The organism is Pseudomonas sputi (assembly GCF_021603585.1).
In the GTDB taxonomy this organism is placed as follows: Bacteria; Pseudomonadota; Gammaproteobacteria; order Pseudomonadales; family Pseudomonadaceae; genus Aquipseudomonas; species Aquipseudomonas sputi.
On the sequence record NZ_BQHI01000012.1, the window covers coordinates 136,405 to 162,869 of the forward strand.

28 protein-coding genes are annotated in these 26,465 nt (G+C 59.4%); 9 read left to right on the forward strand and 19 right to left on the reverse strand.

Going from position 1 to position 26,465, the window contains the following annotated elements; genetic code table 11:
• Positions 1-21 precede the first annotated feature (21 nt).
• The 5 genes from L6D81_RS17925 to L6D81_RS17945 form a co-directional block, all read right to left on the reverse strand.
• Complete coding sequence (locus L6D81_RS17925; protein ID WP_236181282.1) at positions 22-936, reverse strand: glutamate/aspartate ABC transporter substrate-binding protein; 915 nt, start codon at positions 934-936, stop codon at positions 22-24.
• Between the two features lie 338 nt (positions 937-1,274).
• Positions 1,275-2,813: a glycerol-3-phosphate dehydrogenase gene (gene glpD / locus L6D81_RS17930; protein ID WP_236181283.1), complete on the reverse strand. Its 1,539-nt coding sequence runs from the start codon at positions 2,811-2,813 to the stop codon at positions 1,275-1,277.
• 329 nt (positions 2,814-3,142) lie between these two features.
• Positions 3,143-3,898: a DeoR/GlpR family transcriptional regulator gene (locus tag L6D81_RS17935; protein ID WP_007953179.1), complete on the reverse strand. Its 756-nt coding sequence runs from the start codon at positions 3,896-3,898 to the stop codon at positions 3,143-3,145.
• 95 nt (positions 3,899-3,993) lie between these two features.
• Positions 3,994-5,496, reverse strand: a complete 1,503-nt coding sequence (gene glpK, locus L6D81_RS17940) for a glycerol kinase GlpK (RefSeq protein WP_236181284.1) — start codon at positions 5,494-5,496, stop codon at positions 3,994-3,996.
• Positions 5,497-5,574: 78 nt separating this feature from the next.
• Entirely contained in the window at positions 5,575-6,426 is an 852-nt protein-coding gene (locus tag L6D81_RS17945) for an MIP/aquaporin family protein (RefSeq protein ID WP_007953183.1), read from the reverse strand.
• Positions 6,427-6,786: 360 nt separating this feature from the next.
• Here L6D81_RS17945 and ybaK point away from each other — a divergent pair, with 360 nt between their 5' ends.
• Both ybaK and L6D81_RS17955 read left to right on the forward strand, forming a co-directional pair.
• Positions 6,787-7,257, forward strand: a complete 471-nt coding sequence (ybaK, locus tag L6D81_RS17950; RefSeq protein WP_007953184.1) for a Cys-tRNA(Pro) deacylase — start codon at positions 6,787-6,789, stop codon at positions 7,255-7,257.
• Positions 7,258-7,346: 89 nt separating this feature from the next.
• Positions 7,347-8,129, forward strand: coding sequence for a PhzF family phenazine biosynthesis protein (locus L6D81_RS17955; protein ID WP_236181285.1), 783 nt, complete (start codon positions 7,347-7,349; stop codon positions 8,127-8,129).
• Positions 8,130-8,178: 49 nt separating this feature from the next.
• Here L6D81_RS17955 and L6D81_RS17960 read toward each other — a convergent pair whose 3' ends face one another.
• Complete coding sequence (locus L6D81_RS17960) at positions 8,179-9,288, reverse strand: ABC transporter ATP-binding protein (protein ID WP_236181286.1); 1,110 nt, start codon at positions 9,286-9,288, stop codon at positions 8,179-8,181.
• Positions 9,285-10,205, reverse strand: a complete 921-nt coding sequence (gene argF, locus L6D81_RS17965; RefSeq protein ID WP_207866720.1) for an ornithine carbamoyltransferase — start codon at positions 10,203-10,205, stop codon at positions 9,285-9,287. Before argF ends, L6D81_RS17960 begins: the two co-directional genes overlap by 4 nt.
• 406 nt (positions 10,206-10,611) lie before the next feature.
• On the opposite strand from argF, the gene L6D81_RS17970 reads away from it, so the two are divergent.
• The 3 genes from L6D81_RS17970 to grxD all read left to right on the forward strand — a co-directional run bounded on the left by L6D81_RS17970 (position 10,612) and on the right by grxD (position 13,578).
• Positions 10,612-10,902, forward strand: a complete 291-nt coding sequence (locus tag L6D81_RS17970; RefSeq protein ID WP_236181287.1) for a hypothetical protein — start codon at positions 10,612-10,614, stop codon at positions 10,900-10,902.
• 131 nt (positions 10,903-11,033) lie between these two features.
• Complete coding sequence (locus tag L6D81_RS17975) at positions 11,034-13,139, forward strand: molybdopterin oxidoreductase family protein (protein ID WP_236181288.1); 2,106 nt, start codon at positions 11,034-11,036, stop codon at positions 13,137-13,139.
• 97 nt (positions 13,140-13,236) lie between these two features.
• On the forward strand, positions 13,237-13,578 hold the full coding sequence (gene grxD, locus L6D81_RS17980; RefSeq protein ID WP_039765841.1) for a Grx4 family monothiol glutaredoxin: 342 nt from the start codon (positions 13,237-13,239) through the stop codon (positions 13,576-13,578).
• A gap of 106 nt (positions 13,579-13,684) precedes the next feature.
• On the opposite strand, the gene bfr is transcribed toward grxD, so the two are convergent.
• Together bfr and L6D81_RS17990 are read right to left on the reverse strand one after the other, a co-directional pair.
• Positions 13,685-14,161, reverse strand: coding sequence for a bacterioferritin (gene bfr, locus L6D81_RS17985; RefSeq protein ID WP_064599145.1), 477 nt, complete (start codon positions 14,159-14,161; stop codon positions 13,685-13,687).
• Positions 14,162-14,360: 199 nt separating this feature from the next.
• Positions 14,361-14,579, reverse strand: a complete 219-nt coding sequence (locus L6D81_RS17990) for a bacterioferritin-associated ferredoxin (protein WP_007953193.1) — start codon at positions 14,577-14,579, stop codon at positions 14,361-14,363.
• Positions 14,580-14,870: 291 nt separating this feature from the next.
• Here L6D81_RS17990 and L6D81_RS17995 point away from each other — a divergent pair, with 291 nt between their 5' ends.
• Positions 14,871-15,473, forward strand: coding sequence for a peroxiredoxin (locus L6D81_RS17995; protein WP_007953195.1), 603 nt, complete (start codon positions 14,871-14,873; stop codon positions 15,471-15,473).
• Between the two features lie 74 nt (positions 15,474-15,547).
• Here L6D81_RS17995 and rnt read toward each other — a convergent pair whose 3' ends face one another.
• Positions 15,548-16,222: a ribonuclease T gene (gene rnt / locus L6D81_RS18000; protein ID WP_007953196.1), complete on the reverse strand. Its 675-nt coding sequence runs from the start codon at positions 16,220-16,222 to the stop codon at positions 15,548-15,550.
• Positions 16,219-17,265, reverse strand: a complete 1,047-nt coding sequence (gene pyrC / locus L6D81_RS18005) for a dihydroorotase (protein ID WP_236181289.1) — start codon at positions 17,263-17,265, stop codon at positions 16,219-16,221. The genes rnt and pyrC overlap by 4 nt, the downstream gene beginning before the upstream one ends.
• A 160-nt stretch (positions 17,266-17,425) precedes the next feature.
• Here pyrC and L6D81_RS18010 point away from each other — a divergent pair, with 160 nt between their 5' ends.
• Together L6D81_RS18010 and L6D81_RS18015 are read left to right on the forward strand one after the other, a co-directional pair.
• Entirely contained in the window at positions 17,426-18,334 is a 909-nt protein-coding gene (locus L6D81_RS18010) for a flagellar protein MotY (RefSeq protein ID WP_236181290.1), read from the forward strand.
• 129 nt (positions 18,335-18,463) lie between these two features.
• A complete protein-coding gene (locus tag L6D81_RS18015) occupies positions 18,464-19,681 on the forward strand; it encodes an argininosuccinate synthase (RefSeq protein ID WP_011335737.1) in 1,218 nt (405 codons plus the stop codon).
• Between the two features lie 133 nt (positions 19,682-19,814).
• Here L6D81_RS18015 and L6D81_RS18020 read toward each other — a convergent pair whose 3' ends face one another.
• A complete protein-coding gene (locus L6D81_RS18020; protein WP_236181291.1) occupies positions 19,815-20,396 on the reverse strand; it encodes a hypothetical protein in 582 nt (193 codons plus the stop codon).
• A 402-nt stretch (positions 20,397-20,798) separates the two neighbouring features.
• Here L6D81_RS18020 and L6D81_RS18025 point away from each other — a divergent pair, with 402 nt between their 5' ends.
• Entirely contained in the window at positions 20,799-21,425 is a 627-nt protein-coding gene (locus tag L6D81_RS18025) for a response regulator transcription factor (RefSeq protein ID WP_236181292.1), read from the forward strand.
• Positions 21,426-21,502: 77 nt separating this feature from the next.
• On the opposite strand, the gene L6D81_RS18030 is transcribed toward L6D81_RS18025, so the two are convergent.
• From L6D81_RS18030 to L6D81_RS18060, 7 genes are all read right to left on the reverse strand, one after another.
• Positions 21,503-21,682: a PA3496 family putative envelope integrity protein gene (locus L6D81_RS18030; protein ID WP_236181293.1), complete on the reverse strand. Its 180-nt coding sequence runs from the start codon at positions 21,680-21,682 to the stop codon at positions 21,503-21,505.
• A 107-nt stretch (positions 21,683-21,789) separates the two neighbouring features.
• A complete protein-coding gene (gene nth, locus L6D81_RS18035; protein ID WP_236181294.1) occupies positions 21,790-22,428 on the reverse strand; it encodes an endonuclease III in 639 nt (212 codons plus the stop codon).
• On the reverse strand, positions 22,425-23,006 hold the full coding sequence (locus L6D81_RS18040) for an Rnf-Nqr domain containing protein (protein WP_236181295.1): 582 nt from the start codon (positions 23,004-23,006) through the stop codon (positions 22,425-22,427). Before L6D81_RS18040 ends, nth begins: the two co-directional genes overlap by 4 nt.
• Positions 23,003-23,608: an RnfABCDGE type electron transport complex subunit G gene (locus L6D81_RS18045; RefSeq protein WP_236181296.1), complete on the reverse strand. Its 606-nt coding sequence runs from the start codon at positions 23,606-23,608 to the stop codon at positions 23,003-23,005. Before L6D81_RS18045 ends, L6D81_RS18040 begins: the two co-directional genes overlap by 4 nt.
• Positions 23,605-24,588 carry an RnfABCDGE type electron transport complex subunit D gene (locus tag L6D81_RS18050; protein ID WP_236181297.1) on the reverse strand — a complete coding sequence of 328 codons (984 nt, stop codon included), beginning with the start codon at positions 24,586-24,588 and terminating at the stop codon, positions 23,605-23,607. The genes L6D81_RS18045 and L6D81_RS18050 overlap by 4 nt, the downstream gene beginning before the upstream one ends.
• Entirely contained in the window at positions 24,575-25,789 is a 1,215-nt protein-coding gene (gene rsxB / locus L6D81_RS18055) for an electron transport complex subunit RsxB (RefSeq protein ID WP_236181298.1), read from the reverse strand. The genes L6D81_RS18050 and rsxB overlap by 14 nt, the downstream gene beginning before the upstream one ends.
• Positions 25,786-26,355 (reverse strand): electron transport complex protein RnfA, encoded by a 570-nt coding sequence (locus tag L6D81_RS18060; RefSeq protein ID WP_236181299.1) that lies wholly within the window; start codon positions 26,353-26,355, stop codon positions 25,786-25,788. The genes rsxB and L6D81_RS18060 overlap by 4 nt, the downstream gene beginning before the upstream one ends.
• Positions 26,356-26,465 lie beyond the last annotated feature (110 nt).

Sequence of the window (26,465 nt, forward strand, 5' to 3'; positions counted from 1 at the left end):
GGGGATAAGGTTAGTCAGAAATCAGGATTTCTTGTCGTCAGCCGCTTTGTCGGTCGGATTGGCGATCAGGGCCTTGAGCTCGTCGCTCATCGGGAAGTTCAGGTTCAGGCCTTTTGGCGGAATCGGCTGCATGAACCACTTGTCGTAGATCTTGTTGATCTCGCCCGACTTGTAGACGGCGACGATGGCGTCATCCACAGCCTTTTTGAACGGCTCGTCGCCCTTGCGCATCATGCAGCCGTAGATTTCGTACGACTGTGGAGTGCCGGTTACGGCCCAGTCATCGGCTTTCTTCGCTTTGGCTCGTTCGCCGGCCAGCAGAGCGTCGTCCATCATGAACGCCACGGCACGACCCGATTCCAGCATCTGGAAGGATTCACCGTGGTCCTTGGCGGAGATCACGTTCATGCCCATCTGCTTGTCGGCGTTCATCGCCTTGAGGATGCGCTCGGACGTGGTGCCGGCGGTGGTCACGACGTTCTTGCCTTTCAGATCGTCGAAATCCTTGTACTTGGAGTCAGCCTTGGACAGCAGACGGGTACCGATTTCGAAGATGCCGACGGAGAAGTCGACCTGTTGCTGACGCTCGACGTTGTTGGTGGTGGAGCCGCACTCGACGTCCACGGTGCCGTTCTGCACCAGCGGGATACGGGTTTGCGAGGTCACGAGGTTGTATTTGACCTGCAGGTTTGGCAGGTCCAGGTCTTTCTTGATCGCTTCGACGATGGCCAGCTGGATATCGTGGGAGTAGCCGACCGGCTTGCCGGTAGCATCAGCGATGTAGGAGAAAGGAATGGAGGCGTCACGGTGGCCCAGGGTGATGACGCCGGACTCTTTGATCTTCTTAAGGGTGCCGGTGAGTTCGGCAGCGAAAACTGGTGTGCTGATCAGAGCGGCAGCAATGGCTGCGCCCAGGATATGGGGAACGATGCGCATCAAATTTTCCTCGACATTGTTTTTTTTATGGAGCCGGTTGAGCGGGCCCTTTGTACTTCGAATGCCTGACGGCTCCTGTTGTGTTGGCGCAACGGGCATTCGTCGAAGGAGTGTAGAGCATGAGTCGTGCCAGACCAGTCGCTACAGGCTAATCAATTGATTTATATGGATATTAAAGTTTTGTGATGGTGGTTTTTCGTGGATCTGATCCGGTTAACCGAATTGACCGTCAAGTCGCGTTCGGAAAACCGAACGTCTCGGCGCGCCTTGTTTCGGCCTGACTGCAAAAAGCCCCTGAATCTTTCGATTCAGGGGCTTTTTGTTCAATGACGAACGGATCAGGCCGCTTCGATCTTGCTGCGGTTCTGCTCGACCTTGTTCAGGTACGTGGCCAGTCGTTCCTGTTCGGCCGCCGTGGTGAACAGGCCCAGTTTGCTGCGGCGCCACAGAATGTCATGTGCGGTGGTGGCCCACTCCTCGCTGCACAGGTAATCGACTTCACGGGTGTAGAGCCCGCCGCCGATGTGTTCGCCCATGTCGGCCAGGGTGTCGACGCCTTCGAGCATGCGCCAGGTGCGGCTGCCGTAGGTGGTGGCCCAGCGGCGGGCGATTTCGGTCGGTACCCAGTCGAACTTGTCGCGGATCAGCGCGCTCAAGGCCTGTGGCGTGGTCATGTCCTCGCCGCCGGGCAGGGTGGCGGTGGCCGTCCAGCTCGGGCGCATCTGGGTGAAGTACGGCATCAGCTGCGCCATCGCCGACTCGGCGAGCTTGCGGTAGGTGGTCAGCTTGCCGCCGAACACCGACAGCAGCGGCGCTTCTTCGGTGCTGCCGGACAGTGCCAGGGTGTAGTCGCGAGTCACGGCCGAAGGATTGTCGGACTCGTCGTTGCACAGCGGGCGCACGCCCGAGTAGGTGTGCAGGATGTCGTCACGGCTGATCTGCTTCTTGAAGTGGGCGTTGACCACTTTGAGCAGGTAATCGGTCTCGCCGTCGGTGATCGCCACTTTGGCCGGGTCGCCGGTGTACTCGCGGTCGGTGGTGCCGATCAGGGTCAGGTTGTTCAGGTACGGAATGGTGAAAACGATGCGCTGATCTTCGTTTTGCAGGATGTGCGCGTGATCGCCTTCGTACAGTTTCGGCACGATGATGTGGCTGCCCTGGATCAGACGGATGCCGTACGGCGACTCCATCTTCAGGTCGTCGCGGATGAACTTGGCGACCCAAGGGCCAGCCGCATTCACCAGCGCTTTGGCGGTGATCGAAAACAGGCTGCCATCGGCGCGTTCCAGATTCAGATGCCACAGGCCCTTGGCGCGGCGGGCACTGACGCAACGGGTCTGGGTGTGAATGTGTGCGCCTTTTTCACGGGCGGCCATGGCATTCAGAACCACGAGGCGGGCGTCGTCGACCCAGCAGTCGGAATATTCGAAGCCTTTGCTGATTTCGCTCTTGAGTGCGCTGTCGGCGCCGAACTTCAGGCTTTTCGAGCCAGCCAGTTTTTCGCGCTTGCCGAGGTGGTCATAGAGGAACAGGCCCGCGCGAATCATCCACGCCGGGCGCAGGTGCGGACGGTGCGGCAGCACGAAACGCATCGGCTTGACGATGTGCGGGGCCTTGGCCAACAGCACTTCGCGTTCGGCCAGGGCTTCACGTACCAGACGGAACTCATAATGTTCGAGATAGCGCAGGCCACCGTGGATCAGCTTGCTGCTGGCCGACGAGGTGTGGCTGGCCAGATCGTCCTTTTCGCAAAGGAACACCGAAAGACCGCGACCGGCGGCATCCGCTGCAATCCCCACGCCATTGATCCCGCCGCCAATGACGGCGATGTCGTAGATCTCGGAGATAGGGGGCGTACGCAAGGTAGAGGTGGACATCGGCAGGCCTCGGGCTCTTTTGATTATCTGTCTTTGAAATCGAACATGAATGTTCATTTGCGAAAATGGTAGCCCATAAAGACGCGCGCAGCCAGTCGACTTCGATTGAAAAAACTCATCGAAGGGCCGAAAAAGGAAAATATTCGAACATAAAATGCGCGTTAGAGCACTGATCGTTCCCACGTCGAGGCGTCGAACCGTCTGCGTGGGAATGCATACATTGACGCTCTGCGTCGGCTTCTGAATGGGACGCAGAGTGTCCCGGGTGGCATTCCCACGCAGAGCGTGGGAACGAGAATTCGCCGGGAGGGCGGTTAGGCGGGAGAGGGTTAAACGACTTCCAGACGAATCTTGTGCTGGCTCAGCAGTTGCGCCAGGGCCGGCACCGGTTGTTGGTCGGTCACCAGGCAATCGATCAGGCTGATCGGGCCGAGGCGGATCATCGCGTTTCGTCCGAACTTGCTGGAGTCCGCCGCCAGGATCACCTGTCGGGCATTGGCGATGATCGCTTGGGACACCCGCACTTCCTGGTAATCGAAGTCGAGCAGGCTGCCGTCTTCGTCGATGCCGCTGATACCCACCAACGCAAAGTCGACCTTGAACTGGTTGATGAAGTCCACGCTCGCCTGACCCACCACGCCGCCGTCGCGGCGCACGTTGCCGCCGGTCAGCAGTACATCGAAATCATCCTTGGCACTGAGCATCGAAGCGACGTGCAGGTTGTTGGTGATGATCTTCAGATGACTGTGGTTGAGCAGGGCGCGGGCAATCGATTCGGTCGTTGTGCCGATGTTGATGAACAATGAGGCGTGATCGGGAATCTGCGCGGCAATGGCTTCGCCGATGCGTTGCTTTTCATCGCGCATCTGATCGGCGCGCATCGCGTAGGCGGTGTTTTCGACGCTGGAATCATAGGCGGCGCCGCCGTGGTAGCGACGCAGCAGATTGGCTTCCGCCAGCTGATTGATATCGCGGCGGATGGTTTGCGGGGTAACAACGAACAGCGTGGCCATTTCCTCGATGCTCACATAGCCGCGTTCGCGGACCAGCTCGAGGATTTGCTGCTGACGGGGAGGCAGATTCATGGGGCTTCCTTTGGGCTGCCGTGCAAAATTTGCCCATGATGCCGCAGGAATCTCCTCCCGACCAGTTACATACAGATACGAGTACTCAGGTTGGCTTATTCAGCGTCCTCACGCGCCCAATCGCGGGTACGGCTGACGGCTTTTTTCCAGCCTTTGTACAGTTTCTCTTTCTCGACTTCGTCCAGGCTCGGTTCGAACTCGCGCTCGATCACGGCTTTGCCGCGCAGTTCTTCCAGGCTGCCCCAGAAACCGCACGCCAGGCCGGCCAGATAAGCTGCGCCGAGCGCCGTGGTTTCGCGCATTTTCGGACGCTCGACCTGGGTGCCGAGGATGTCGGCCTGGAACTGCATGAGGAAGTTGTTCGCCACCGCACCGCCGTCCACGCGCAGGGCTTTGAGGCGTTCGCCGGAGTCCTGCTGCATGGCGTCAAGGACGTCGCGGGTCTGGTAGGCGATCGACTCCAGCGCAGCGCGGATAATGTGATCCACACGCACGCCGCGAGTCAGGCCGAACAGGGCGCCACGGGCATACGGGTCCCAGTAAGGTGCGCCGAGGCCGGTGAAGGCCGGCACCAGGTACACGCCGTTGCTGTCCTTCACTTTATTGGCGAAGTATTCGGTGTCGTGGGCGTCGTTGACGATCTTCAACTCATCACGCAGCCACTGCACGGTGGAGCCGCCGTTGAATACCGCGCCTTCCAGGGCGTAAGCCACTTCGCCGCGCGGGCCGCAGGCGATGGTGGTGAGCATGCCGTGCTGGGATTTCACTGCTTTGTCGCCAGTGTTCATCAGCAGGAAGCAACCAGTGCCGTAAGTGTTTTTCGCCTGACCCGGCTCGACGCACATCTGACCGAAGAGCGCAGCCTGCTGGTCGCCGGCGATACCGCCGATGGCGATGCCGCTTTTGGTACGACCGTAGATTTCCGAGGAGGCTTTGACTTCCGGCAACATTTCGCGCGGGATGTCGAGGATCTCCAGCATCTTCGCGTCCCACTCAAGCGTGTGGATGTTGAAGAGCATGGTGCGCGAGGCGTTGGTGTAGTCGGTGACGTGAACCTTGCCGCCGGTGAATTTCCAGATCAGCCAGCTGTCGACGGTGCCGAACAGCAGTTCGCCGTTGCGCGCCCGTTCACGGCTGCCTTCGACGTTGTCGAGGATCCACTTCAGTTTGGTGCCGGAGAAGTACGGGTCGGTGACCAGGCCCGTGGTGTCACGGATGTAGTCTTCATGACCGTCGCGCTTGAGCTGCTGGCAGATCTCGGTGCTGCGGCGGCACTGCCAGACGATCGCGTTGTACACCGGGCGGCCGGTGGTCTTGTCCCAGACCACGGTGGTTTCACGCTGATTGGTGATACCGATGGCGGCGACCTGGTCATGGTGCAGGCCGGCCTGGGCCAGGGCCTCGACCATCACCGCGCTCTGGGTGGCGAAGATTTCCATCGGGTCGTGTTCGACCCAACCGGCTTGCGGGTAATGCTGGGCGAATTCGCGTTGTGCGGTGCAGACCACGTTCGCGTCGCGGTCGAAAATGATCGCGCGGGAGCTGGTCGTACCCTGATCGAGGGCAATGATGTAGTTCTTATTCTGAATGTCGGTCATGTCGATTGCCTTGGACGAAATAAGGGAGAGTGGGCCGGGGCGCGGGCTCTGGAAGGGCAGGAGCCCGCGCCGACTGTTTCAAGAAGTTCTTGGTTTGCCGTCAATGGCCGGTTCTGCATCCTTTGTAGCAGGTGTGGCGCCGGTCAGGTGACGGGCAATCAGCCCGCGATACCCGGCAGCGCCGAGGCAGGCACCGACAATCGGTGCAAAAATCGGAATCAGGAAGTACGGGATTTCACGTGCGCCGGTGAAGGAAATTTCACCCCAGCCGGCGAAGAAAGTCATCAGTTTCGGACCGAAGTCCCGGGCCGGGTTCATCGCGAAACCGGTCAGCGGGCCCATCGAGCTGCCGATCACTGCAATCAGCAGACCGATCAGCAGCGGCGCCAGCGGGCCTTTCGGCAGGCCGTTGTTGTCGTCGGTCAGGGACATGATCACGCCCATCAGGATCGCGGTGATGATCACCTCGACCAGGAACGCCTGGGCAGTCGATAGCGCAGGGTTCGGGAAAGTGGAGAACACCGACGCCAGTTCCAGGCTGGCTTCAGTGCCACGAACCATATGGTGAGTCTGTTCGAAATCGAAGAACAGGTTGCTGTACAGCGTGTAAACCAACAGCGCGCCGCAGAAGGCGCCGGCGACCTGGGCCAGGATGTAGAACGGCAGTTTGCGCTTTTCGAAGTCGGCGAAAATGCTCAGGGCGATACTGACGGCAGGGTTCAGGTGCGCGCCGGAAACGCCGGCGGTGAGGTAGATCGCCATGCTCACGCCGACGCCCCAGATGATGCTGATTTCCCACAGACCGAAGCTGGCGCCCGCGACCTTGAGCGCGGCGACACAACCCGTACCGAAAAAGATCAGGAGGGCAGTACCCAGAAACTCGGCCAGGCACTGGCTCGAGAGCGAAGGTTGCTGTAACGCAGTTGTCATTGAAAACCTCGGTTTTTGTTGTTGTCTGGCGCATTGCCGACAGGGCAAGGCGCGATTTTCGCCGAGGCAGGATCCCCATCCTGTTCCCGGTTTACTGCTGGATGCTGCGATGACGATAATTCTTACATTATTCAGATTCGAAAAAATATAGACAAGAAACAAACCTGTCAAAGGTCGAAAGTGAACCATCGGTCACAAATAAACTATCAGTCATGTGAATGATCCTGTGGGGCACCCGGCCTGCGCGGTGGTTATCGGCCTGTAAACCCCGGGAAACGTGGCGCGTGGTAGAGCCTTTTGCACAGCGATGGCCTAAAATCCGCCGCAGGTTTTTTTGCCACTGCCGAGCCCGGAGCTGCCATGACCCCTGCGTTGGACTTGTTGAAAAAAGTTCGTGCCGAACATCGCGTGCACAGTTACGAACATGACCCGAAGGCCGCGTCGTATGGTCTGGAGGCCGCGGAAAAACTGGGACTCGATCCGGCGCAGGTGTTCAAGACGCTGCTGGCGGCCAGTGAGAAGGGGGAGTTGCTGGTGGCGGTGGTGCCGGTCGTCGGAAGTCTCGACCTCAAGGGGCTTGCCCACGCCGCCGGCGTGAAAAAAGTCGAGATGGCCGACCCGGCCGCCGCGCAACGTTCCACCGGTTACCTGCTGGGTGGCATCAGCCCGCTGGGGCAAAAAAAGCGCCTGCGGACCTTCATCGATAACTCGGCCCAGCCTTTTGCGACGATTTATGTCAGCGCCGGTCGGCGCGGGCTGGAAGTGGAACTGGCACCGGCGGTCCTGGCAGAACACACACAGGCGAAATTTGCCGACATCGGTCGCCCTTGACGTCTGTATGAAGAAAATTGGCCGGCACTGTCACTGGCGCTGATCCGGCCCGCGCTGCATGCTCGTTCAACTTGCACAGGGAGAAGGTTATGCAGCTCGAGTTTCATCAGGTCGACGCGTTCAGTGATCGGCCGTTCAGTGGCAATCCGGCAATGGTTTATCGGCTCGACGCGTGGCTCGCGGACGAACTGATGCAGAAGATCGCCGCCGAGCACAATCTGGCGGAAACCGCGTTTCTGGTGCGCGAAGGACAGGCGTGGCACATCCGCTGGTTCACGCCGACCACCGAGGTGCCGCTGTGTGGTCATGCAACGCTGGCCAGCGCCTATGTGCTGTTCGAGATCTATAAGGAAAGCGCCGAGCGTCTGGACTTCACCTGCAAGTCCGGGCCGTTGAGCGTCAGCCGCGAAGGTGGCAGGTTGTGGCTGGATTTCCCGGCCATCGAAACGGTGGAAAAAGGCGTGACCGTGGAGATCGAGCGGGCATTGAATGTTCAGGCAGTGGATGTTCTGAGTTCCAACGAGCTGTTCGTGGTGCTGGAGTCCGAGCAGGCGGTGCTCGATTGCCAGCCGGACATGGTCGCCCTCGCCAAATTGCCGTGGTTGGGCGCGATCGTCACCGCCCCGGGCAATCAGCATGATTTTGTCTCGCGCTATTTCGCTCCGGCTATCGGCATCAATGAAGACCCGGTGACCGGTTCGACCCATTGCAGCCTGATTCCGTACTGGTCGAAACGTCTGGGCAAATCGAGCCTGAGCGCCTGCCAGCGTTCGGCGCGGGGCGGTGAGCTGTTCTGTCGGCTGGAAGGCGAGCGGGTGAAGATCGGCGGGAATGCGACGCTGGTGGCCAGCGGCACGTTGATGCTGGGTTGAGAGCAAAAAACAAGGGAGCCATCAGGCTCCCTTATTGTTTTTGTATCGATCAGTGCGCAGTGCCATAGCGGCGAACGCCGCTTTCCAGCGCTGGAATCTGCGCGGCAGTGCTGCCGGAGGCCTGGAACAGCACCAGGTGTTCGGCCGCCACCCGAATCCCGACATCCGCACCCACCTGATGATCGGCGTGGCTCGGGAAGATCGATTCCAGCTGTGCGCCGGTCGGCAGTTGCAGGCGATACAGAGTCGAGGCACCGAGGAATGTCTTGCCGACGATCCGCGCTTTCAACCCACTGTCCGGTGCATAAACGATGTCATCCGGACGCAGCAGCACATCCACCGCGCCACCGATCGGCCAGGTGTAGGCGCGGTTGCCGCGCAGTTCGCCGAGTTCGGTTTGCACCGATTCCGGGCTGCCGAGCTGGCCGCGAATGAAGTAACCCTGACCGATGAAGCTGGCGACGAAGGGTGTCGCCGGTTCGTGGTAGAGGTTGTAGGGCGTGTCCCACTGCTCCAGCCGGCCTTCCTTGAACACGCCGACGTGATCGCTGACGGCAAAGGCTTCTTCCTGATCGTGAGTCACCAGAATCGCGCTGGTGCCACGGGCCTTGAGGATGTCGCGCACTTCATGGCTGAGCTTGCGTCGCAACTCGCCATCGAGGTTGGAGAACGGCTCGTCGAGCAGTAACAGCTGCGGCTCCGGCGCCAGGGCGCGGGCGAGGGCGACCCGTTGTTGCTGGCCGCCGGACAGCTCATGGGGGAAGCGTTTGCCGAGGTTCTTGAGGTTGACCAGTTCCAGCAGCTCTTCGGTCACGCGCTCCTTGTTCGGGTGCTTGCGGATACCGAAGGCGATGTTGTCCGCGACACTCAGGTGCGGGAACAGCGCGTAGTCCTGGAAGACCATGCCGATCCGGCGTTTTTCCGGGGCGAGGGTGAAACCGGCGCTGGAGATCACCTCACCGCCGAGAGAGATTTCCCCTTCGTGCACCGGTTCGAAACCGGCAATCGCGCGCAGGGTGGTGGTCTTGCCGCAACCGGACGAGCCGAGCAGGCAGCCGATGTCGCCGGCGTTGAGGTGCAGGTTGAGGTTCTGCACCACACGTTGATCTTGATAGCCGCAAGCGAGGTTGCGCAGGTTCAGCAGTAATTCATGACTCATGCGTGGTGATATGCCGGTTCGACAAGGAACTCGAGCAGGGCCTTCTGTGCGTGGAGACGGTTTTCTGCCTGATCCCAGGCGACGGAGCGCGGGTCATCGAGCAGGTCGAGGCTGATTTCCTCACCGCGGTGAGCGGGCAGGCAGTGCATGAATAGCACGTCATCGGCGGCCAGGTCGAGCAGGGCACGGTTGACCTGAAACGGCGCAAACAACTTCAGACGCTTGGCGGTTTCCTCTTCCTGGCCCATGGAGGTCCAGACGTCGGTGCTGACCAGATGCGCGCCGCGCACGGCGTCTTTCGGGTCGCGGACGATGGTCACGCGGTCACCGGCCCTGGCCACGAATTCGGGGTTTGGCTCATAGCCTTCCGGGCAGGCCACGCGCAACTGGAAGTCGAACTGGATCGCCGCTTCTATATAGCTGTTGCACATGTTGTTGCCGTCGCCGATCCAGGCCACGGTCTTGCCCTGGATCGAGCCACGGTGCTCGAGGAAGGTCTGCATGTCGGCCAGCAACTGGCACGGGTGCAGGTCGTCGGACAGGCCGTTGATCACTGGCACGCGGGAGTTGGCGGCGAATTCGGTCAGGGTGCTGTGGGCAAAGGTACGGATCATCACCGCATCGAGCATGCTCGACATGACGATGGCGCAGTCGCCGATCGGCTCGCCACGGCCCAGCTGGGTGTCGCGCGGCGACAGGAAGATCGCCTGACCGCCGAGCTGGATCATGCCGGCTTCGAAGGAGATGCGTGTGCGGGTCGAGGACTTCTCGAAGATCATCCCCAGGACGCGGTTTTTCAGAGGCTCGAACAGTACGCCGCGGTTACGCAGGTCCTTGAGCTCAACGCCTCGACGGATCACGCTGACCAGCTCTTCGGGCGTGCAATCCATCAGGGAGAGAAAGTGCCTTGCGCTCATCATTGACTACCTTTTTGCTACAGACCGCAGATGCTCAAAGCCTTGTTTATCGGAACAACGGGCGAGACCTGCGGCGTAAGCCGCACGGGGGCGACGAAATAGGGGAAGGCGCGATATTGACACTAAATGTCGCGTTTTTCCAATAGGCTACGGTTTTTGCAGAAATGCGCCGGGTTGTCAGCAGCGCGAACGCTGTGATTTCCGGTCAGTTTTCGAGGGGGCCGCGAGGCCTTTGTACACTGGCCCCACCGGGCTTGGCAATCCGGCGCGGCGGGGATGGCATCGCCCTGGTCGGTTTGCGACCGGTGAGCCACCGGTTCGCTTGGTCGGATGCACGGGTTGAAACATTTGCTAAAGCAAAGTGCTGGGTTATAAATAAATCACGAGCGACGCAGGAAGCCTCCGCATGGAATCGAAAGAACAACTGTTAATGGAACTGCTGGGCCACACGGCACGCTCATTGACCCACCTTACCGCCTCGATGACCTCGATGTCCTTCGAACTGATGCGCAGTGAAGACGACGTGGTCAAGGCCGCCAGCCGGCAGATGATCGACCGCATGGCGACCATCAGCGCCGGGCTCGACGAGCATTGGCGACTGATCGGCGAACTCACCGGCGTCCACATCGCCCAAGAGCAGATCGAGACTATCCAGGAAATCCAGCTGGCCGCACCACCCCAGCTTCCGGCGAACTGACGCGGGTCTATCGGCCGGCCTGATGGCCGCCGATTCACAAGACGAACGTCGCTGGCGCTGCATCGGGTCGCGGGCCATAGTTTTGTTCCCGCAGGCGTGATTGCCTGCCCCGAACAAGACAGAGACTGGCCATGACCAAGACTCTCCATCACCGTGCCTGCCACCTGTGTGAAGCCATCTGCGGCTTGACCATCGAAACCACCGAAACCGACAACCAGGTGCAGATCACCTCGATCAAGGGCGATGCCCTGGACACGTTCAGTCGTGGGCACATCTGCCCCAAGGCCGTGGCGCTGCAAGATATCCAGAACGACCCGGATCGCCTGCGCCAGCCGATGCGCCGGGTCGGCAGCGAATGGCTGCCCATCGAGTGGGATGAAGCGTTCGAACTGGTCGCCGAAAAACTCTCGGCGATTCAGGAGCGTCATGGGCAGAACGCGGTGGCGGTGTATCAGGGCAACCCCAGCGTGCATAACTACGGGCTGATGACCCACAGCAATTACTTCCTCGGCCTGTTGAAAACCCGCAACCGCTATTCGGCGACATCGGTCGATCAACTGCCCCATCACTTGACCAGCTATCTGATGTACGGCCACGGCTTGCTGCTGCCCATTCCGGATATCGATCACACCGACTTCATGCTGATCCTGGGCGGCAATCCACTGGCGTCCAACGGCAGCATCATGACCGTGCCGGATGTCGAGAAGCGTCTGAAGGCGATTCAGGCCCGGGGCGGCAAAGTGGTGGTGGTCGATCCTCGGCGCAGCGAGACGGCGGCGCTGGCCGATCAGCATCTGTTCGTGCGTCCGGGGGGCGATGCGGCGTTGCTGTTTGGCGTGCTCAATACTCTTTTCGCCGAGGGACTGACCTCGGACAGCCATCTGCCGGTGGACGGTCTGGACGAAGTGCGCGCGGCGGTGGCGGGTTTCACCGCTGAAACCATGAGCCCGTTGTGCGCGGTTCCCGCCGAACAGATCCGTCAATTGGCCCGGGACTTCGCCGCGGCGCCAAGCGCCGTTTGCTACGGCCGGATGGGGGTTTCCACTCAGGCTTTCGGCACGCTGTGCCATTGGCTCGTGCAGTTGATCAATCTGGTGACCGGCAATCTCGACCGCGTTGGCGGTGCCTTGTGCACCGAGCCTGCGGTGGATCTGGTGGCGTCCACTTCGGGCGGGCATTTCAACAAATGGCAGAGCCGCGTGTCCGGGCGCCCTGAATACGGCGGCGAGTTGCCGGTCTCGGCGCTGGCCGAAGAAATGCTCACCGAAGGCGAAGGTCAGATCCGCGCGCTGATCACCGTGGCCGGCAATCCTGTCCTGTCCACGCCCAATGGCCGGCAACTGGAGCAGGCGCTGGACGGGCTGGAGTTCATGGTCAGTGTCGATCTGTACATCAACGAAACCACGCGCTATGCCGACCTGATCCTGCCGTCGACTTCGGCGCTGGAGAACGATCACTACGACACCACCTTCAACCTGTTTGCGGTGCGCAACGTCACTCGTTTCAACCGGGCGATCCTTGCCAAACCCGAAGGTGCGCTGCATGACTGGGAGATTTTCGTCGGCCTGGCCAAGGCCTTTGCCGCGAAGACCGGCAAGGAGCTGAAACCGACGATGCCGCCGGCGAAGATGATCGACATGGGATTGCGCATGGGCGCCTATGGCGATGCGTCCGAGCATAAATTGTCGCTGGCGACGCTGTTCGATCATCCGCACGGCGTTGATCTGGGAGCGCTGAAACCCAACCTGACACCACGATTGAAGACCGCCAATCAACGAGTTCAGGCGGCGCCGCCGGAAATCCTGGCCGACCTGGCGCGCTTCGCCGCGTTGCGGGCGCCAGCCGCCGATGAGCTGTTGATGATCGGCCGCCGTCATGTACGCAGTAATAATTCGTGGATGCACAATTACCATCGTTTGGTGAAGGGCAAGCCGCGTCATCAGTTGCTGATGAATCCGGACGATCTCGCCAGTCGTGGGCTCAGTGATGGCCAGCTTGTGCGCGTGAGTTCACGGGTCGGGCAGATCGAGGTCGAGGTGCTGGGCAGTGCGGACATGATGAAAGGCGTGGTCAGCCTGCCGCACGGATGGGGCCACGCCCGGCCGGGGGTGCAGATGGCGATTGCCAGTGGGCAACCCGGCTCCAGCGCCAATGACCTGACCGACGAATGCCAGCTCGACGAGCTGTCAGGCAACGCGGCGCTCAATGGTGTGCCGGTGACCGTGGCGGCGGCGTGAGCATGTCTGTCGGGGAGACCGAGCAGGGCGCTCGGGATTCCGTTACAATGCGCCACCGTGCCGACCCATGAGTCGGAAAGTTCAGCCGAGGTGCTCCATGGATATCATCGAAACGATTAAAGAGCAGATTGCCAACAACACCATTCTGCTTTACATGAAAGGCTCGCCGAATGCCCCGCAGTGTGGCTTCTCCGCGAAAGCTGCGCAGGCTGTGATGGGCTGTGGCGAGAAGTTCGCCTACGTCGACATCCTGCAGAACCCGGAAATCCGTGCCAACCTGCCGAAGTACGCCAACTGGCCGACTTTCCCGCAGTTGTGGGTAGCCGGTGAACTGGTCGGCGGCAGCGACATCATGGCTGAAATGTTCGCCAACGGTGAGCTGCAGACCCTGGTCAAGGAAGCATCCGCCAAGGCGGCTGCGGCCAAGTCCGAAGCCTGATTGGTTTCTGTCCGGACTTCGGCAATCCCGAAGTCCAGGCAATAAAAAGCCCCGCCTCTCCAAAGAGGGCGGGGCTTTTTAGTGTCTCGAGTTCAGCGCTGGCTAATTACTCGTCTTCGCCCATCTGCGATTGCAGATAGTTCTCGAGACCGACTTTGTCGATCAGGCCCAGTTGGGTTTCCAGCCAGTCGATGTGTTCTTCTTCGGACTCGAGAATGTCTTCGAGCAGTTCACGGCTGCCGAAGTCACCCACCGATTCGCAATGCGCGATGGCGGCTTTCAGGTCAGCGTGACCGGTCTTCTCGATGCGCAGGTCGCACTCCAGCATTTCCTGGGTGTGCTCGCCGATGTGCAGCTTGCCCAGATCCTGCACGTTCGGCAGGCCTTCGAGGAACAGAATGCGCTTGATCAGCTTGTCCGCGTGCTTCATCTCGTCGATGGATTCGTGGTACTCGTGTTTGCCGAGCTTGTTCAGGCCCCAATCTTCATACATGCGTGCATGCAGGAAGTACTGATTGATCGCGACCAGCTCATTGGCAAGGATCTTGTTGAGATGCTGGATGACTGTTACGTCGCCTTTCATGATGGGAGTCCTGCCCTAAGTAGCGGTATATAAGGCAGAGTTTGAGCTTGGTGTTTATAAGTGTCAAACCTAAGTTATTGAATAATAAATGAAAATTAATCGGAATAAGAATGTTTGTGTTCCGCGTCTAGACGCTAAGCAGTTGATTTTCAGGCATAAAAAAACCGGACATAAGTCCGGTTCTTCGAATTCGGGATAATTACGCGGCGGTAAATTCTGCCGGGTAGGGGATCGCAGCCTGGGCGGTTTGCAGCTTGGTCAGGGTTTCGCGAACCACTTCCTTCGCCAGGCATGCACATTTGCCGCATTGACTGGCGACGCCGGTGGCCTGACGGACTTCTTTATAGCTGCAGCAACCTTCATAGATCGCTTCGCGGATCTGTCCGTCGGTGACGCCAGTGCAGAGGCAAACATACATAAGTGAGAACCGTCGCTGGTTGTGACTCAATTGCGATGGATCTTAATGTTAACGAGAATGATTGTCAAAGTGCTTTCCCAAGGGTTTTCGTCGCCAATGGCTGTGACTGACGAACGGTGGTACATGGCTGAATGCCAGCCGGGATTTCGCGAAAAACCTTTAAGGACAGTCGAAAAACGCAGTGTATGATGGTCGGCCCTTGCGAAGGGGGTTCGTGTCACAGGGCTGTCGCCTGAGGGTGGCAGGCTGGCGCGAACCCTGAACTTCAAGTTTCTACACCAGGAGATATCAATGAGCGTACTCGTAGGCAAACAAGCCCCTGACTTCACCGTCCCGGCCGTACTCGGCAATGGCGAGATCGTTGACAGCTTCACCCTGTCCTCGGCCATCAAAGGCAAATACGGCCTGGTGTTCTTTTACCCGCTGGACTTCACCTTCGTCTGCCCGTCCGAGCTGATCGCCCTGGATAACCGCATGGCCGACTTCAAGGCGCGCAACGTTGAAGTGATCGCTGTGTCGATCGACTCGCACTTCACCCACAACGCCTGGCGCAACACCCCGGTCAACAATGGCGGCATCGGCCAGGTGAAATACACCATGGCTGCCGACATGAAGCACGACATCGCCAAGGCCTACGACGTTGAGTCCGAAGGCGGCGTGGCTTTCCGTGGCGCGTTCCTGATCGACGACAAGGGCGTTGTCCGCTCGCAGATCGTCAACGACCTGCCGCTGGGCCGTAACATGGAAGAGCTGATCCGTCTGGTCGACGCGCTGCAATTCCACGAAGAGCACGGCGAAGTCTGCCCTGCCAACTGGAAAAAAGGCGACAAAGGCATGAACGCTTCGCCAGAAGGCGTGGCGGCTTACCTGACCGAGAACGCTGCTGCCCTGTAAGGCGTAACGTCGAGGTACAAAAAAACCGGCCTACGTGGCCGGTTTTTTCATGCTCGGAGGAAATCCGACGAGGATCAGTCGTCGAAGTCTTCCCAGCCACCCATCTGTTTCCAGCGGTTGACGATACCGCAGAACAGTTCGGCCGTCTTCTCGGTGTCGTAACGCGCCGAATGCGCTTCACGGCCATCGAAGTCGATGTCGGCGGCCTGACAGGCCTTGGCCAATACGGTTTGACCGTAGGCCAGGCCGGCGAGGGTCGCGGTGTCGAAGCTGGAGAACGGATGGAACGGATTGCGCTTCATGTCCAGCCGCGCGACGGCGGCGTTGAGGAAGCCCAGATCGAAGCTGCTGTTGTGGCCGACCAGGATCGCCCGCTTGCAGCCGTTGGCCTTCAAGGCCTTGCGCACGCCACGGAAGATGTCGGTCAGCGCCGTTTCTTCGCTGACGGCCATGCGCAACGGGTGGTCGAGCTTGATCCCGGTGAACTCCAGCGCCGCCGCTTCAACGTTGGCGCCTTCAAACGGCTCAACGCGGAAGAAGTAGGTGTGATCCGGGTAGACGAAACCCTTTTCATCCATGGCGATGGTGGTCGCGGCAATCTCCAGCAACGCATCGGTGGCCGAGTTGAAGCCACCGGTTTCTACGTCGACGACAACCGGCAGGTAGCCGCGAAAGCGTGCTGCCATTGGATGGCGCGAACCGCCGCCACCTTGACCGTCCAGTTCGTCGTCGAAATGGTCTTCACTCACGCGTGTTCCTCCAGCAGGCGCCAGCGCAGTTTTTCACCGGCGCGCAGCGGGATAACGGTCAGCTCGCCGAAAGGCAGGCTGGTCGGGGCGGTCCATTCTTCACGAACCAGGGTGATGCGATCGGTGTTTGCCGGCAGGCCGTAAAAACGTGGGCCGTTGAGGCTGGCGAACGCTTCGAGCTTGTCCAGCGCCTTGCGCTGTTCGAAGGCTTCGGCATACAGCTCGATGGCGGCGTATGCGGTGTAGCAGCCGGCACAGCCGCAGGCGGCTTCCTTGGCGTGCTGGGCGTGCGGCGCCGAGTCGGTACCGAGGAAGAACTTGGCGCTGCCGCTGGTGGCGGCGTCGAGCAGGGCTTCCTGGTGCGTGTTGCGCTTGAGGATCGGCAGGCAATAGAAGTGCGGCCGGATCCCGCCCACCAGCATATGGTTACGGTTGTAGAGCAGGTGATGCGCAGTGATGGTCGCGCCGACGTTGGCCGGAGCCTCGTTGACGAACTGCACGGCATCGCCGGTGGTGATGTGTTCGAACACCACTTTCAGTGTCGGGAAACGCTCGACCACGCGACGCATGTGCTCGTCGATGAAGATTTTTTCGCGGTCGAACACGTCGACGTCGCCACGGGTGACCTCACCGTGGATCAACAGCGGCATGCCGACTTCGGCCATCGCTTCCAGCGCCGGGAAAATCTTGTCGATGCTGGTGACTCCGGAATCGGAGTTGGTGGTGGCGCCGGCCGGGTACAGCTTGGCGGCGTGCACGAAACCGCTGGCCTTGGCCTGACGGATTTCTTCAGGCTGGGTGCGATCGGTGAGGTATAGCACCATCAGCGGCTCGAAACGACTGCCGGCCGGGCGGGCAGCGAGAATCCGCTGGCGATAGCCGTCGGCTTCAGCGGCGTTGCGCACCGGAGGTACCAGGTTGGGCATGATGATGGCGCGACCAAAGGTGCGCGCGACATCCGCAACGGTATTGGTCAACACGGCACCATCGCGAAGATGAATGTGCCAGTCGTCGGGACGCAGCAGGGTCAGGCGGTCGGACATGAGGGGATTCCAGGCGGGTCAAACTGAGGCGAATGCTACCGGAAAAGACTCTTGCAGGCACTCGCTATCAAGTTTTGCGACGAGCGTCCGATATCCCATAGGTATGCCGTAAAGATGTATGTCTCGGTCTTTTTTGTTGTAGAAGCCAATGGAGCCTCCCGTGCGCCAGCGATATTTAGCCTTGCTCAGTGTGTTTGCCAGCCTTCCCGCGATGGCACTGACCTACCAGACCCGTCTGGAGAACATTGAGTGGACGGTCGAGGGCGACAAGTTCGAGTGCCGTCTGACGCAACCGATCACCGATTTCGGCTCGGGGCAGTTCGTGCGCAAGGCCGGCGAGCAGGCGACCTTTCGCCTGAACGCCTACAACGCCATGCTCGGCGGTGGTTCGGCGACCTTGCTGGCGGCGGCTGCGCCGTGGCAGCCGGGACGTGGCGACATCAATCTGGGCACGGTTCGGCTGGGCAGCGGCAACGTGCTCTTCAACAGTTCTCAATCCCAGGCCGGGCAACTGATCAGCGGACTGATGGACGGTCGCAGTCCGGTAGTACGCAGGGCATCGGGCGATGGTCGGGTGTCGGAAGTGCGCCTGTTGCCGGTCAAGTTCAGCAAGGCGTTCAACGACTATCAGACCTGCGTGGCGAAACTGCTCCCGCAGAATTTCGATCAGGTCAAACAGTCGCAGATCGGCTTCCCCGGCGAAGGCACCGAACTGGACGCCGCCGCCAAGGCCAAGCTGCAAGTCATGCTCGAGTACATGAAGGCCGATCCGACGGTCAATCACATCGAACTCGACGGCCACTCCGACAACAGCGGCAATCGCCTGACCAATCGCGAACTGTCGCGCCGTCGTGCGCTGGCCGTGGTCGATTTCTTCAAGGCCAACGGCATCCAGGAGTCGCAGATCACCGTGCGTTTCCATGGTGAGCGCTACCCATTGGTGCCAAACACCAACGCCGCCAATCGGGCCAAGAACCGCCGGGTCAACGTGCACCTTGCGCGAGTGGCGCCGACCACCGCTCCGGCACCTCAGGCCAGCACCCCGGCCAACGCAGCGGCGACTTCCTGACTCAGCGGTCATCGTCGCCCTCTCGACAGATTCTGTCGCTTTGTCGTCTTAAGCTGTCGCGCCTCTGTAAATTATCGCGTTTGAGCGGTAGACTCCTCGGCTTTCCGTAGAACCCCGTGGAGTGATGGCATGGCGGACGTAAACAAGGTCGTTCTGGCGTATTCCGGCGGCCTGGACACTTCGGTGATCCTCAAGTGGCTGCAGGATACTTATAACTGTGAAGTCGTGACCTTCACCGCTGACCTGGGTCAGGGCGAAGAAGTCGAGCCGGCTCGCGCCAAGGCGCAGGCTATGGGCGTCAAAGAAATCTACATCGACGACCTGCGCGAGGAATTCGTGCGTGACTTCGTGTTCCCGATGTTCCGCGCCAACACCGTTTACGAAGGCGAGTACCTGCTGGGTACTTCCATCGCGCGTCCGCTGATCGCCAAGCGTCTGATCGAAATCGCCAACGAAACCGGCGCCGACGCCATTTCTCACGGCGCGACCGGCAAGGGCAACGACCAGGTACGTTTCGAACTGGGTGCCTACGCACTCAAGCCAGGCGTGAAAGTGATCGCCCCTTGGCGCGAGTGGGACCTGCTGTCCCGCGAGAAGCTGATGGATTACGCCGAGAAGCACGCGATCCCGATCGAGCGTCACGGCAAGAAGAAATCCCCGTACTCGATGGACGCCAACCTGCTGCACATCTCCTATGAAGGCGGTGTGCTGGAAGACACCTGGACCGAGCACGAAGAAGACATGTGGCGCTGGACCGTCTCTCCGGAGAAGGCTCCCGACACCCCGCAATACCTGGAGCTGACCTACCGCAACGGCGACATCGTTGCGCTGGACGGCGTCGAAATGACTCCGGCCACCGTGCTGGCGACGCTGAACAGGATTGGTGGCGAGCATGGCATCGGCCGTCTGGACATCGTCGAGAACCGTTATGTCGGCATGAAATCCCGTGGCTGCTACGAAACCCCGGGCGGCACCATCATGCTGCGCGCTCACCGCGCCATCGAATCGATCACCCTGGACCGCGAAGTCGCTCACCTCAAAGACGAGCTGATGCCGAAATACGCCAGTCTGATCTACACCGGCTACTGGTGGAGCCCTGAGCGTCTGATGTTGCAACAGATGATCGACGCTTCCCAGGTCAACGTGAACGGCGTCGTACGCCTGAAACTGTACAAGGGCAACGTGATCGTGACCGGCCGCAAGTCTGACGATTCGCTGTTCGACGCCAACATCGCGACCTTCGAAGAAGACGGCGGCGCCTACAACCAGGCCGATGCGGCGGGCTTCATCAAGCTCAATGCACTGCGCATGCGCATTGCTGCCAACAAGGGCCGCAAGCTGTTCTGAGTCATTCGGTTCGGATGTGAAACAAAGGCCTTGTCGCAAGACAGGGCCTTTGTGCTTTTGGGTGCTCCTTTCTTCAAACTGATCGGGATCAGCATTTTCGCTGCTCTTGCTTTGCCAGCCTTCTGCGGCGTTTTCAAACCTTTTCCACCTGGATCATGCTCATTGAATCCACGTCGTAAGAGATGCAGTAGGTAGTTCCGGCGGCTTTCTTCCTTTGTTTAAACGATTTGAAGACGTTTTCTGTTAATGAAGCGTCCGGTATCGAGTGGGTCAGGAACAGGAATATTCTGAGTGAGTGTTTGGAAGGGGGCGGGATTTTTTCCAATAGTTCGCCTGTGTCAAATTCGGCACTTCCTCCTCTGATATCAACGATATATAGCGTCGTGAGCGATTTCTGCAGTTTTACTGTGTGCAACTCAATATTGGGTTGTGTGACCGTCTCCTGCAGATGAGGTGCACTTTCCTCAAATGCCTTTAAAAAACTCTTGTCGTTTTCAAAGTCTGAAGGTGCATAAAGGGATCGGTAGTTGAAGTTAAGAGTTATGAAGAACAGGAACGCCAGGAAAAAAGGAAAACTGATCAGAAGCCAAATGTAGATCTTCCGGTCTTCGTTATCGAGAAAGGGCAGGGATACCGCTGCTGAGGTCTCGGTTATCAATGCAAATACGGCAATGATGCTTATAGGGTTGGTGATCTTTCTGTTGTTTTTTAACATGTGCTTTGCTCATGAACTTGCTGTTCTCGTCATGGGGTTTTCTAGTGATTTGTATAGCTGGATATCAGGTTGATGGTCTAGCGTTAGTTAGCTGGTGTTTATCGGAATTAAGGGTGAATTAATACAGGTATGTTGTTTCAGGTTTTTATTATTTTGGTGAGTTTGCTTTTTCTTGTTGATGCCTTGTTCAGGTGCTGTCGCATTGTAATCGGTTGAGTGGCGGGCTTTACGCTCTCACCAGGCAGTAATTTTTCTGGTGATCCTTTTCTGTAGGAATAATCTTTATTGGCTGTAGGAGGTGTCTCTTGATGCCGGTGTGAATGAACTTCTCCATGCCATGAGTGAAATGACTGCGTTATTGTGCCGGTTCTAAAAATTCGAACAGCGAAACTGGACTTGCCCATGAATAAAGTGCTGATCGTGGATGATCACCCCGTCATTCGTCTTGCGGTACGTATGCTGATGGAACGTCATAGCTACGAAGTCATTGCAGAAACCGACAATGGAGTGGATGCGTTACAACTTGCTCGTGATCAGATGCCGGATATCGTGATACTGGATATCGGCATACCGAAACTGGATGGACTGGAAGTCATTGCACGCCTTACGACAAGTGCGATGCCGTTGAAAGTACTTGTGCTGACATCTCAGTCACCCGGGCACTTTTCCATGCGCTGCATGCAATCGGGGGCGGCGGGTTATGTTTGCAAACAGCAGGATCTGACTGAGTTGTTGAGCGCCATCAAGGCGGTTCTGTCCGGATACAGCTACTTTCCGAATCAGGCGTTGCATACCGTGCGTACCAGTCTGGGAAATGCCAGCGAAGCTGATATGGTCGATCGCCTGTCGGGGCGGGAAATGATGGTTTTACAGCAACTGGCGCGGGGCAAGACCAACAAGGAAATTGCCGACGGGATGTTCCTCAGTAACAAGACCGTGAGTACCTACAAGACCCGACTGCTTTTGAAACTCAATGCGCGCTCGCTGGTGGATCTGATCGAACTGGCGCAGCGCAACGGCCTGGTCTGAAGGGTCAGGTCATGGGCGGATCGGAGTCAGCGTGTGGCAGAAAGAGAAAAGCCTCCGTTGCGGGAGGCTTTCAAATGTCAGAGATCAAAATCGTAATCGGCCAATTGCTTCTGCAGTCGGCGCTCCTCAAGCAGGTTGTCGATGGTTCGGCGTTTGCTCAAGTTGGTCTTGGCGACTTCAACCAAAGGTTCGGCATCATCGGCCTCCGTGGCGATAAAGTCGTCATCCGCTTCCAATTGCTCTTTGCTGGTGCTCATAAGGTTAACTCCAGGCTAAGACTGCCTTTGGCGCTTCTTATATCGATATTCCAGCAGATGGTAAAAAAGATTTTTTCAATCGATAAATCGATAAAACCAATAGCCACTCAATCGTCAGAAGTTTTGTACTTGTAGTCGCACAAGTCTTCAATCCGACAGCTGCCGCAGCGGGGCTTGCGTGCCAGGCACACATAGCGTCCGTGAAGAATGAGCCAGTGGTGCGAGTCGAGCAGGTATTCTTTTGGCACAAACTTCATCAGCTTCTTTTCCACCTCGACCACGTTTTTACCAGGAGCGATACCGGTGCGGTTGCTGACCCGGAAGATGTGGGTGTCCACCGCCATGGTCAACTGGCGGAACGCGGTGTTGAGCACGACGTTGGCCGTCTTGCGGCCTACGCCGGGCAAGGCTTCCAGCGCTTCGCGGGTCTGCGGGACTTCGCCATTGTGCAGCTCGACCAGCAGGCGGCAGGTCTCGATCACGTTTTTGGCCTTGCTGTTATAGAGGCCGATGGTCTTGATGTATTCGGACAGCCCTTCAACGCCTAACGCGTGAATGGCCGCCGGTGTGTTTGCCACCGGGAACAGCTTGGCCGTCGCCTTGTTCACCCCGACATCCGTCGATTGCGCGGACAGAATCACTGCGATCAACAGTTCGAAAGGCGAGGAATAGGCCAGTTCGGTCTTGGGTTCGGGATTGTCCTCGTGAAACCGACGGAAGATCTCCAGACGTTTTGCGGCATTCATGGGTGATGCGTTTCCTCGGGTAGGTCGGCAGGGCGAGCCCAGGCCTGACGGGCGGCCAGTAACAGTCCCAGCAATATCAAGGCGCCGGGAGCCAGCGTCGCAAAATGCAGGCCATCGCCGAACAGAATCAAACCTTGCCAGTGTTCTGACAAATGATGGCCGATGCTGCCCTGACCGATCAGCTCACGCAACACCGCCAGCACGGTCATCAGCGCGGCAAACAGGCCGCACAGTTTCAGCCGTGCGCGGACAGGCTGGCGAAAGAACCCATTGTGCTCCAGCACGATGCATTGCAAGCCAGTCAGCCCAACATAAAGACTGATCAGTTGATGCCATTGCAGCGCACCGCGTTGCAGAAAAATATCGGCGCAGCCGGCCAGGGTCGCGGCCAGCACCAGACTGACCGGCAACAGGCTCTCGCTGCTCAGGCGCGAACGCAGCGGTGCCATGCACAAACCGTAAATGCCCACGACAACGGCGAACATCAACAGAGTCGCCAGCGCAGCTGCCACGGAGTCGGTGGCACCGATCAACAGGACCAGCATCATTGCGTTCGACAGTGTCGCTGACGTCTTCATGGTGCGCTCCCGAGCAGGCTCGTGCGGTGTTCATCGAAGTAACGCAGGGCATCGTGGATGGCGTTGATGGCCGCACGAGAGGTAATGGTTGCGCCCGCGATCTGGTCGAATTGTCCCTGATCCTTCTTCAAGGCCCATCCGGCTTCCGTCGGCTGGCTGCTCGATTGTCCGCTAAAGCGCTGGAGCCAGCGATTTGGCCAGTCGCCGATATGTCCGCCCAGCGAAGGCGTTTCGTTTTGCTCGAGGGTTTTGACGCCGAGCAAACGACCGTCGGCATCGATGGCGATCAGCAACTCGATATTGCCGGCGTAGCCTTGGGTCTGGCTGCGCAACAGCACGGCCACAGGTTGGCCGCTTTTCGTCGCCCGGTAACCGCCCAGCAACAGACTGTGGCTCAGGTGGATGTCGGTCAGCGCCAGAAGTTGTTCAAGCGGCAGATTGTCGTAAGCATCGACCGGCAGCACGTCCAGCCATTTACGACTCTCAAGCAGACGCTGTTCGGCGGCGATGTGCGGCGCGTTGCTGCGTTGCACCAGCCACGTCACACCGATGCCCAGCGCGGTCATCAACGCCAGTATGACCAGGCCGTTCGTGCGGTTCATGGTGCCACCTGCGCCTGACGGGCCACGGCGAAGCGTTCCAGCGCCGGCACGCACAGGTTCATCAATAGCACCGCAAACGCCAAGCCATCGGGGTAGCCACCCCAGGTGCGAATCACATACGTCAACAACCCCACGCCGACGCCGAACAGCAGACGGGCGAGCGGGCTTTTCGCTCCCGACACCGGTTCAGTGATGATGAAAAACGCCCCCAGCATGGTCGCGCCGCTCAGCAGGTGAAACAACGGCGAGCCGTGGGAGTCAGAGCCCGAACCGTTCCAGCACAACAGGCTGATCACGAACAGGCTGGCGAGCATGCCGATCGGCGCATGCCAGCCAAATACCTTGCGTTGCAACAGGAACAAGCCGCCGGCGAGAAACGCCAGATTCACCCATTCAACGCCGTACCCGCCAAAGCGGCCGAAGGCCGGATCGCCGGCAAACAGTTCGTCCATGGTCAGGCTTTTATTGATGCGCAGACTGTCCAGAACAGTGGCCTGAACCCAGGCATCCGGCGCGGTGCCCGGCTTGAACACCTGGCCAAATGCCGCCGCCAGATCCATGCCATGGGCCGGCCAGTGGGTCATCGGTTGCGGGAACATCACCATGACCAGGGCAAAGCCGAGCATGGCCGGATTGAACGGGTTCTGGCCCACGCCACCGTACAGATGTTTGCCCAGCAGCAGACCCGAGGCGATCGCCGTGACCGTCAGCCACCACGGGCAATAAGGCGGCAGGGCGATAGCCAGCAGCGTGGCGCTGACCACCGCGCTGCCATCGGTCAAGGTCGATTGCACCGACTGGCGGCGCAGATATGTCACAGCGGCTTCGACGCCCAGTGCCGTGACGACGGACAGGATCAGGTTGATCAACACGCCCCAGCCGTAAAACCAGAACAACGCCAGCCATCCCGGCAATGTCGCCAGCAACACCAGCTTCATTGCCTGTTGCAGGCGTTCGTCTCTGGTTTCAATGGATGACATGGGCTTGTACCTGCCGCTCTGCTTCCTGCAGGCGGGCGCGAGCCTTTTCGAGGATGTCGGCGGGCGTGCCGTCGCGCCGTTGCAGCTTGTTCAGATCGGCGCGAGCGTAGGCCAGTTCGGTTTTCAAGTGGCGAAGCTGGTCGTCGATCGGGCGTTTTTCGACGCGCACAAGCTCCGGCGCCGGTTGATCGCTGGCATCTTCGGCGCTGTGCAGCGCCTGTTCGGCATCACGCAGGGCTTGCTCCAGCGCGGCGATTTCGGCTAGCGGGGCCTCTGCGGTTTGTGCCTTTTTCAGTTCGGCGCGGCGCATCGCCAACTGGATTTTCGCCTTTTTCAGATCGGCGTCCTTTGCCGGTGCGGCCACGACCGGTGCAGGTGAAGCGCTGCTTTCCAGCTTCGTCAGTGCCTGTTCGGCAGCTTCGAATTGCTGCTGCAGGACGATCAGTTGCGATTGCTGATCGAAGGTCGGCGGATGACCGAAGGCCTTGAGCGACTTGTTCAATTGCGCCCGGCTCATGGCCACGTCGATCTTGGCTTTTTTGAGTGCGGCATCGGCAGTTGCGGCTTTTTGTGCGCGGACCCGTTCCAGCGCCGCCTGCACCGGATCAAGCGTGGTGGCGGCGACTTCGACCTGCGCCGCGCGTTGCGCCCGAGCTTCGCGTTCGGCCTGCTTCTGCTGTTCTTCGCGTTGCAGGCGAGCATTGCGCCGTTCGAAACGTTGCCGTGCGTGATCGCGTTTGGCCGCGCGGGCCTGCTGTTCTTCAAGGCTGGCCGCCAGACCACCGACCACCGGCAGCGTGCCCGGGGGCAGCGGGTGCATCTCGATGCAATCGACCGGGCAGGGCGCCACACACAGGTCGCATCCGGTGCATTCGTCGATGAGGACGGTGTGCATCAGCTTCGCCGCGCCGACGATGGCGTCGATCGGGCAGGCCTGAATGCATTTGGTGCAGCCGATGCATTCGGCCTCGCGGATGTAGGCCACTTGCGGCGGCGCCGCGCCACGGCTGACGTCCAGCTCAAGCACCGGGATTTTCAGCAGCTCCGCCAGCGCCGCGATGGTTTCGTCGCCACCCGGCGGACACTTGTTGATCAGCTCGCCGTTGGCGATGCCTTCAGCGTAGGGTTTGCATCCGGGATGGCCGCACTTGCCGCATTGGGTCTGCGGTAGCAGGGCATCGATGCGTTGAATCAGACTCATGTTTTGATCAATCCACTGAATCCGAGAAAAGCCACGGCCATCAGTCCGGCGCCGATCAACAGGATCGGCAGGCCACGAAAGGGCAGGGGAATATTGTTGTCGGCCGTGCGCTCGCGCAAATCGTTGAACAGGCTCAACACCAGCCAGAAACCCAGACCGGCGCCAAGGCTCAGCGCTGTCGCATGCAACAGGCCCTTATCCGCTTGCGCGTTGATCAGCGTCAGCCCCAGCACCCCGGCATTGCCCAGCAGCAACGGCCACAAACCATCGAATGGCAGCGCGGGTCGCCAATGCGCCAACAGCTTCAGCAACGGCGCGATCAGCAGGACGCTCAGCGGCAGAAACACAAACAGCCGCAGGAATTCCAGTTGCAACGGCACCAGCAGCCAATGCCAGACCGCATAACCCGCTACACCCACAATCAGCATCAGGCACAACGTTGCCAGCCCCAGCGCATGCACCTGACGGCGCTTGCCGGCCAACAGCGGATCGACGCCCAGCGGCCAGTGCAACACGAAGTTGTTGATCAGCGCAGCACTGAAGAGCGTAAACACGAATTCGGTCATGGTTCTGCCGGCAGAAACGGGCGTGTGTCCTTAAGGTTAGGCATTATCCGGCAGCCGTGGAGGGCGGGCCGGATATGAAAAATCCCACAGACGCACGGAGCACGCCTGTG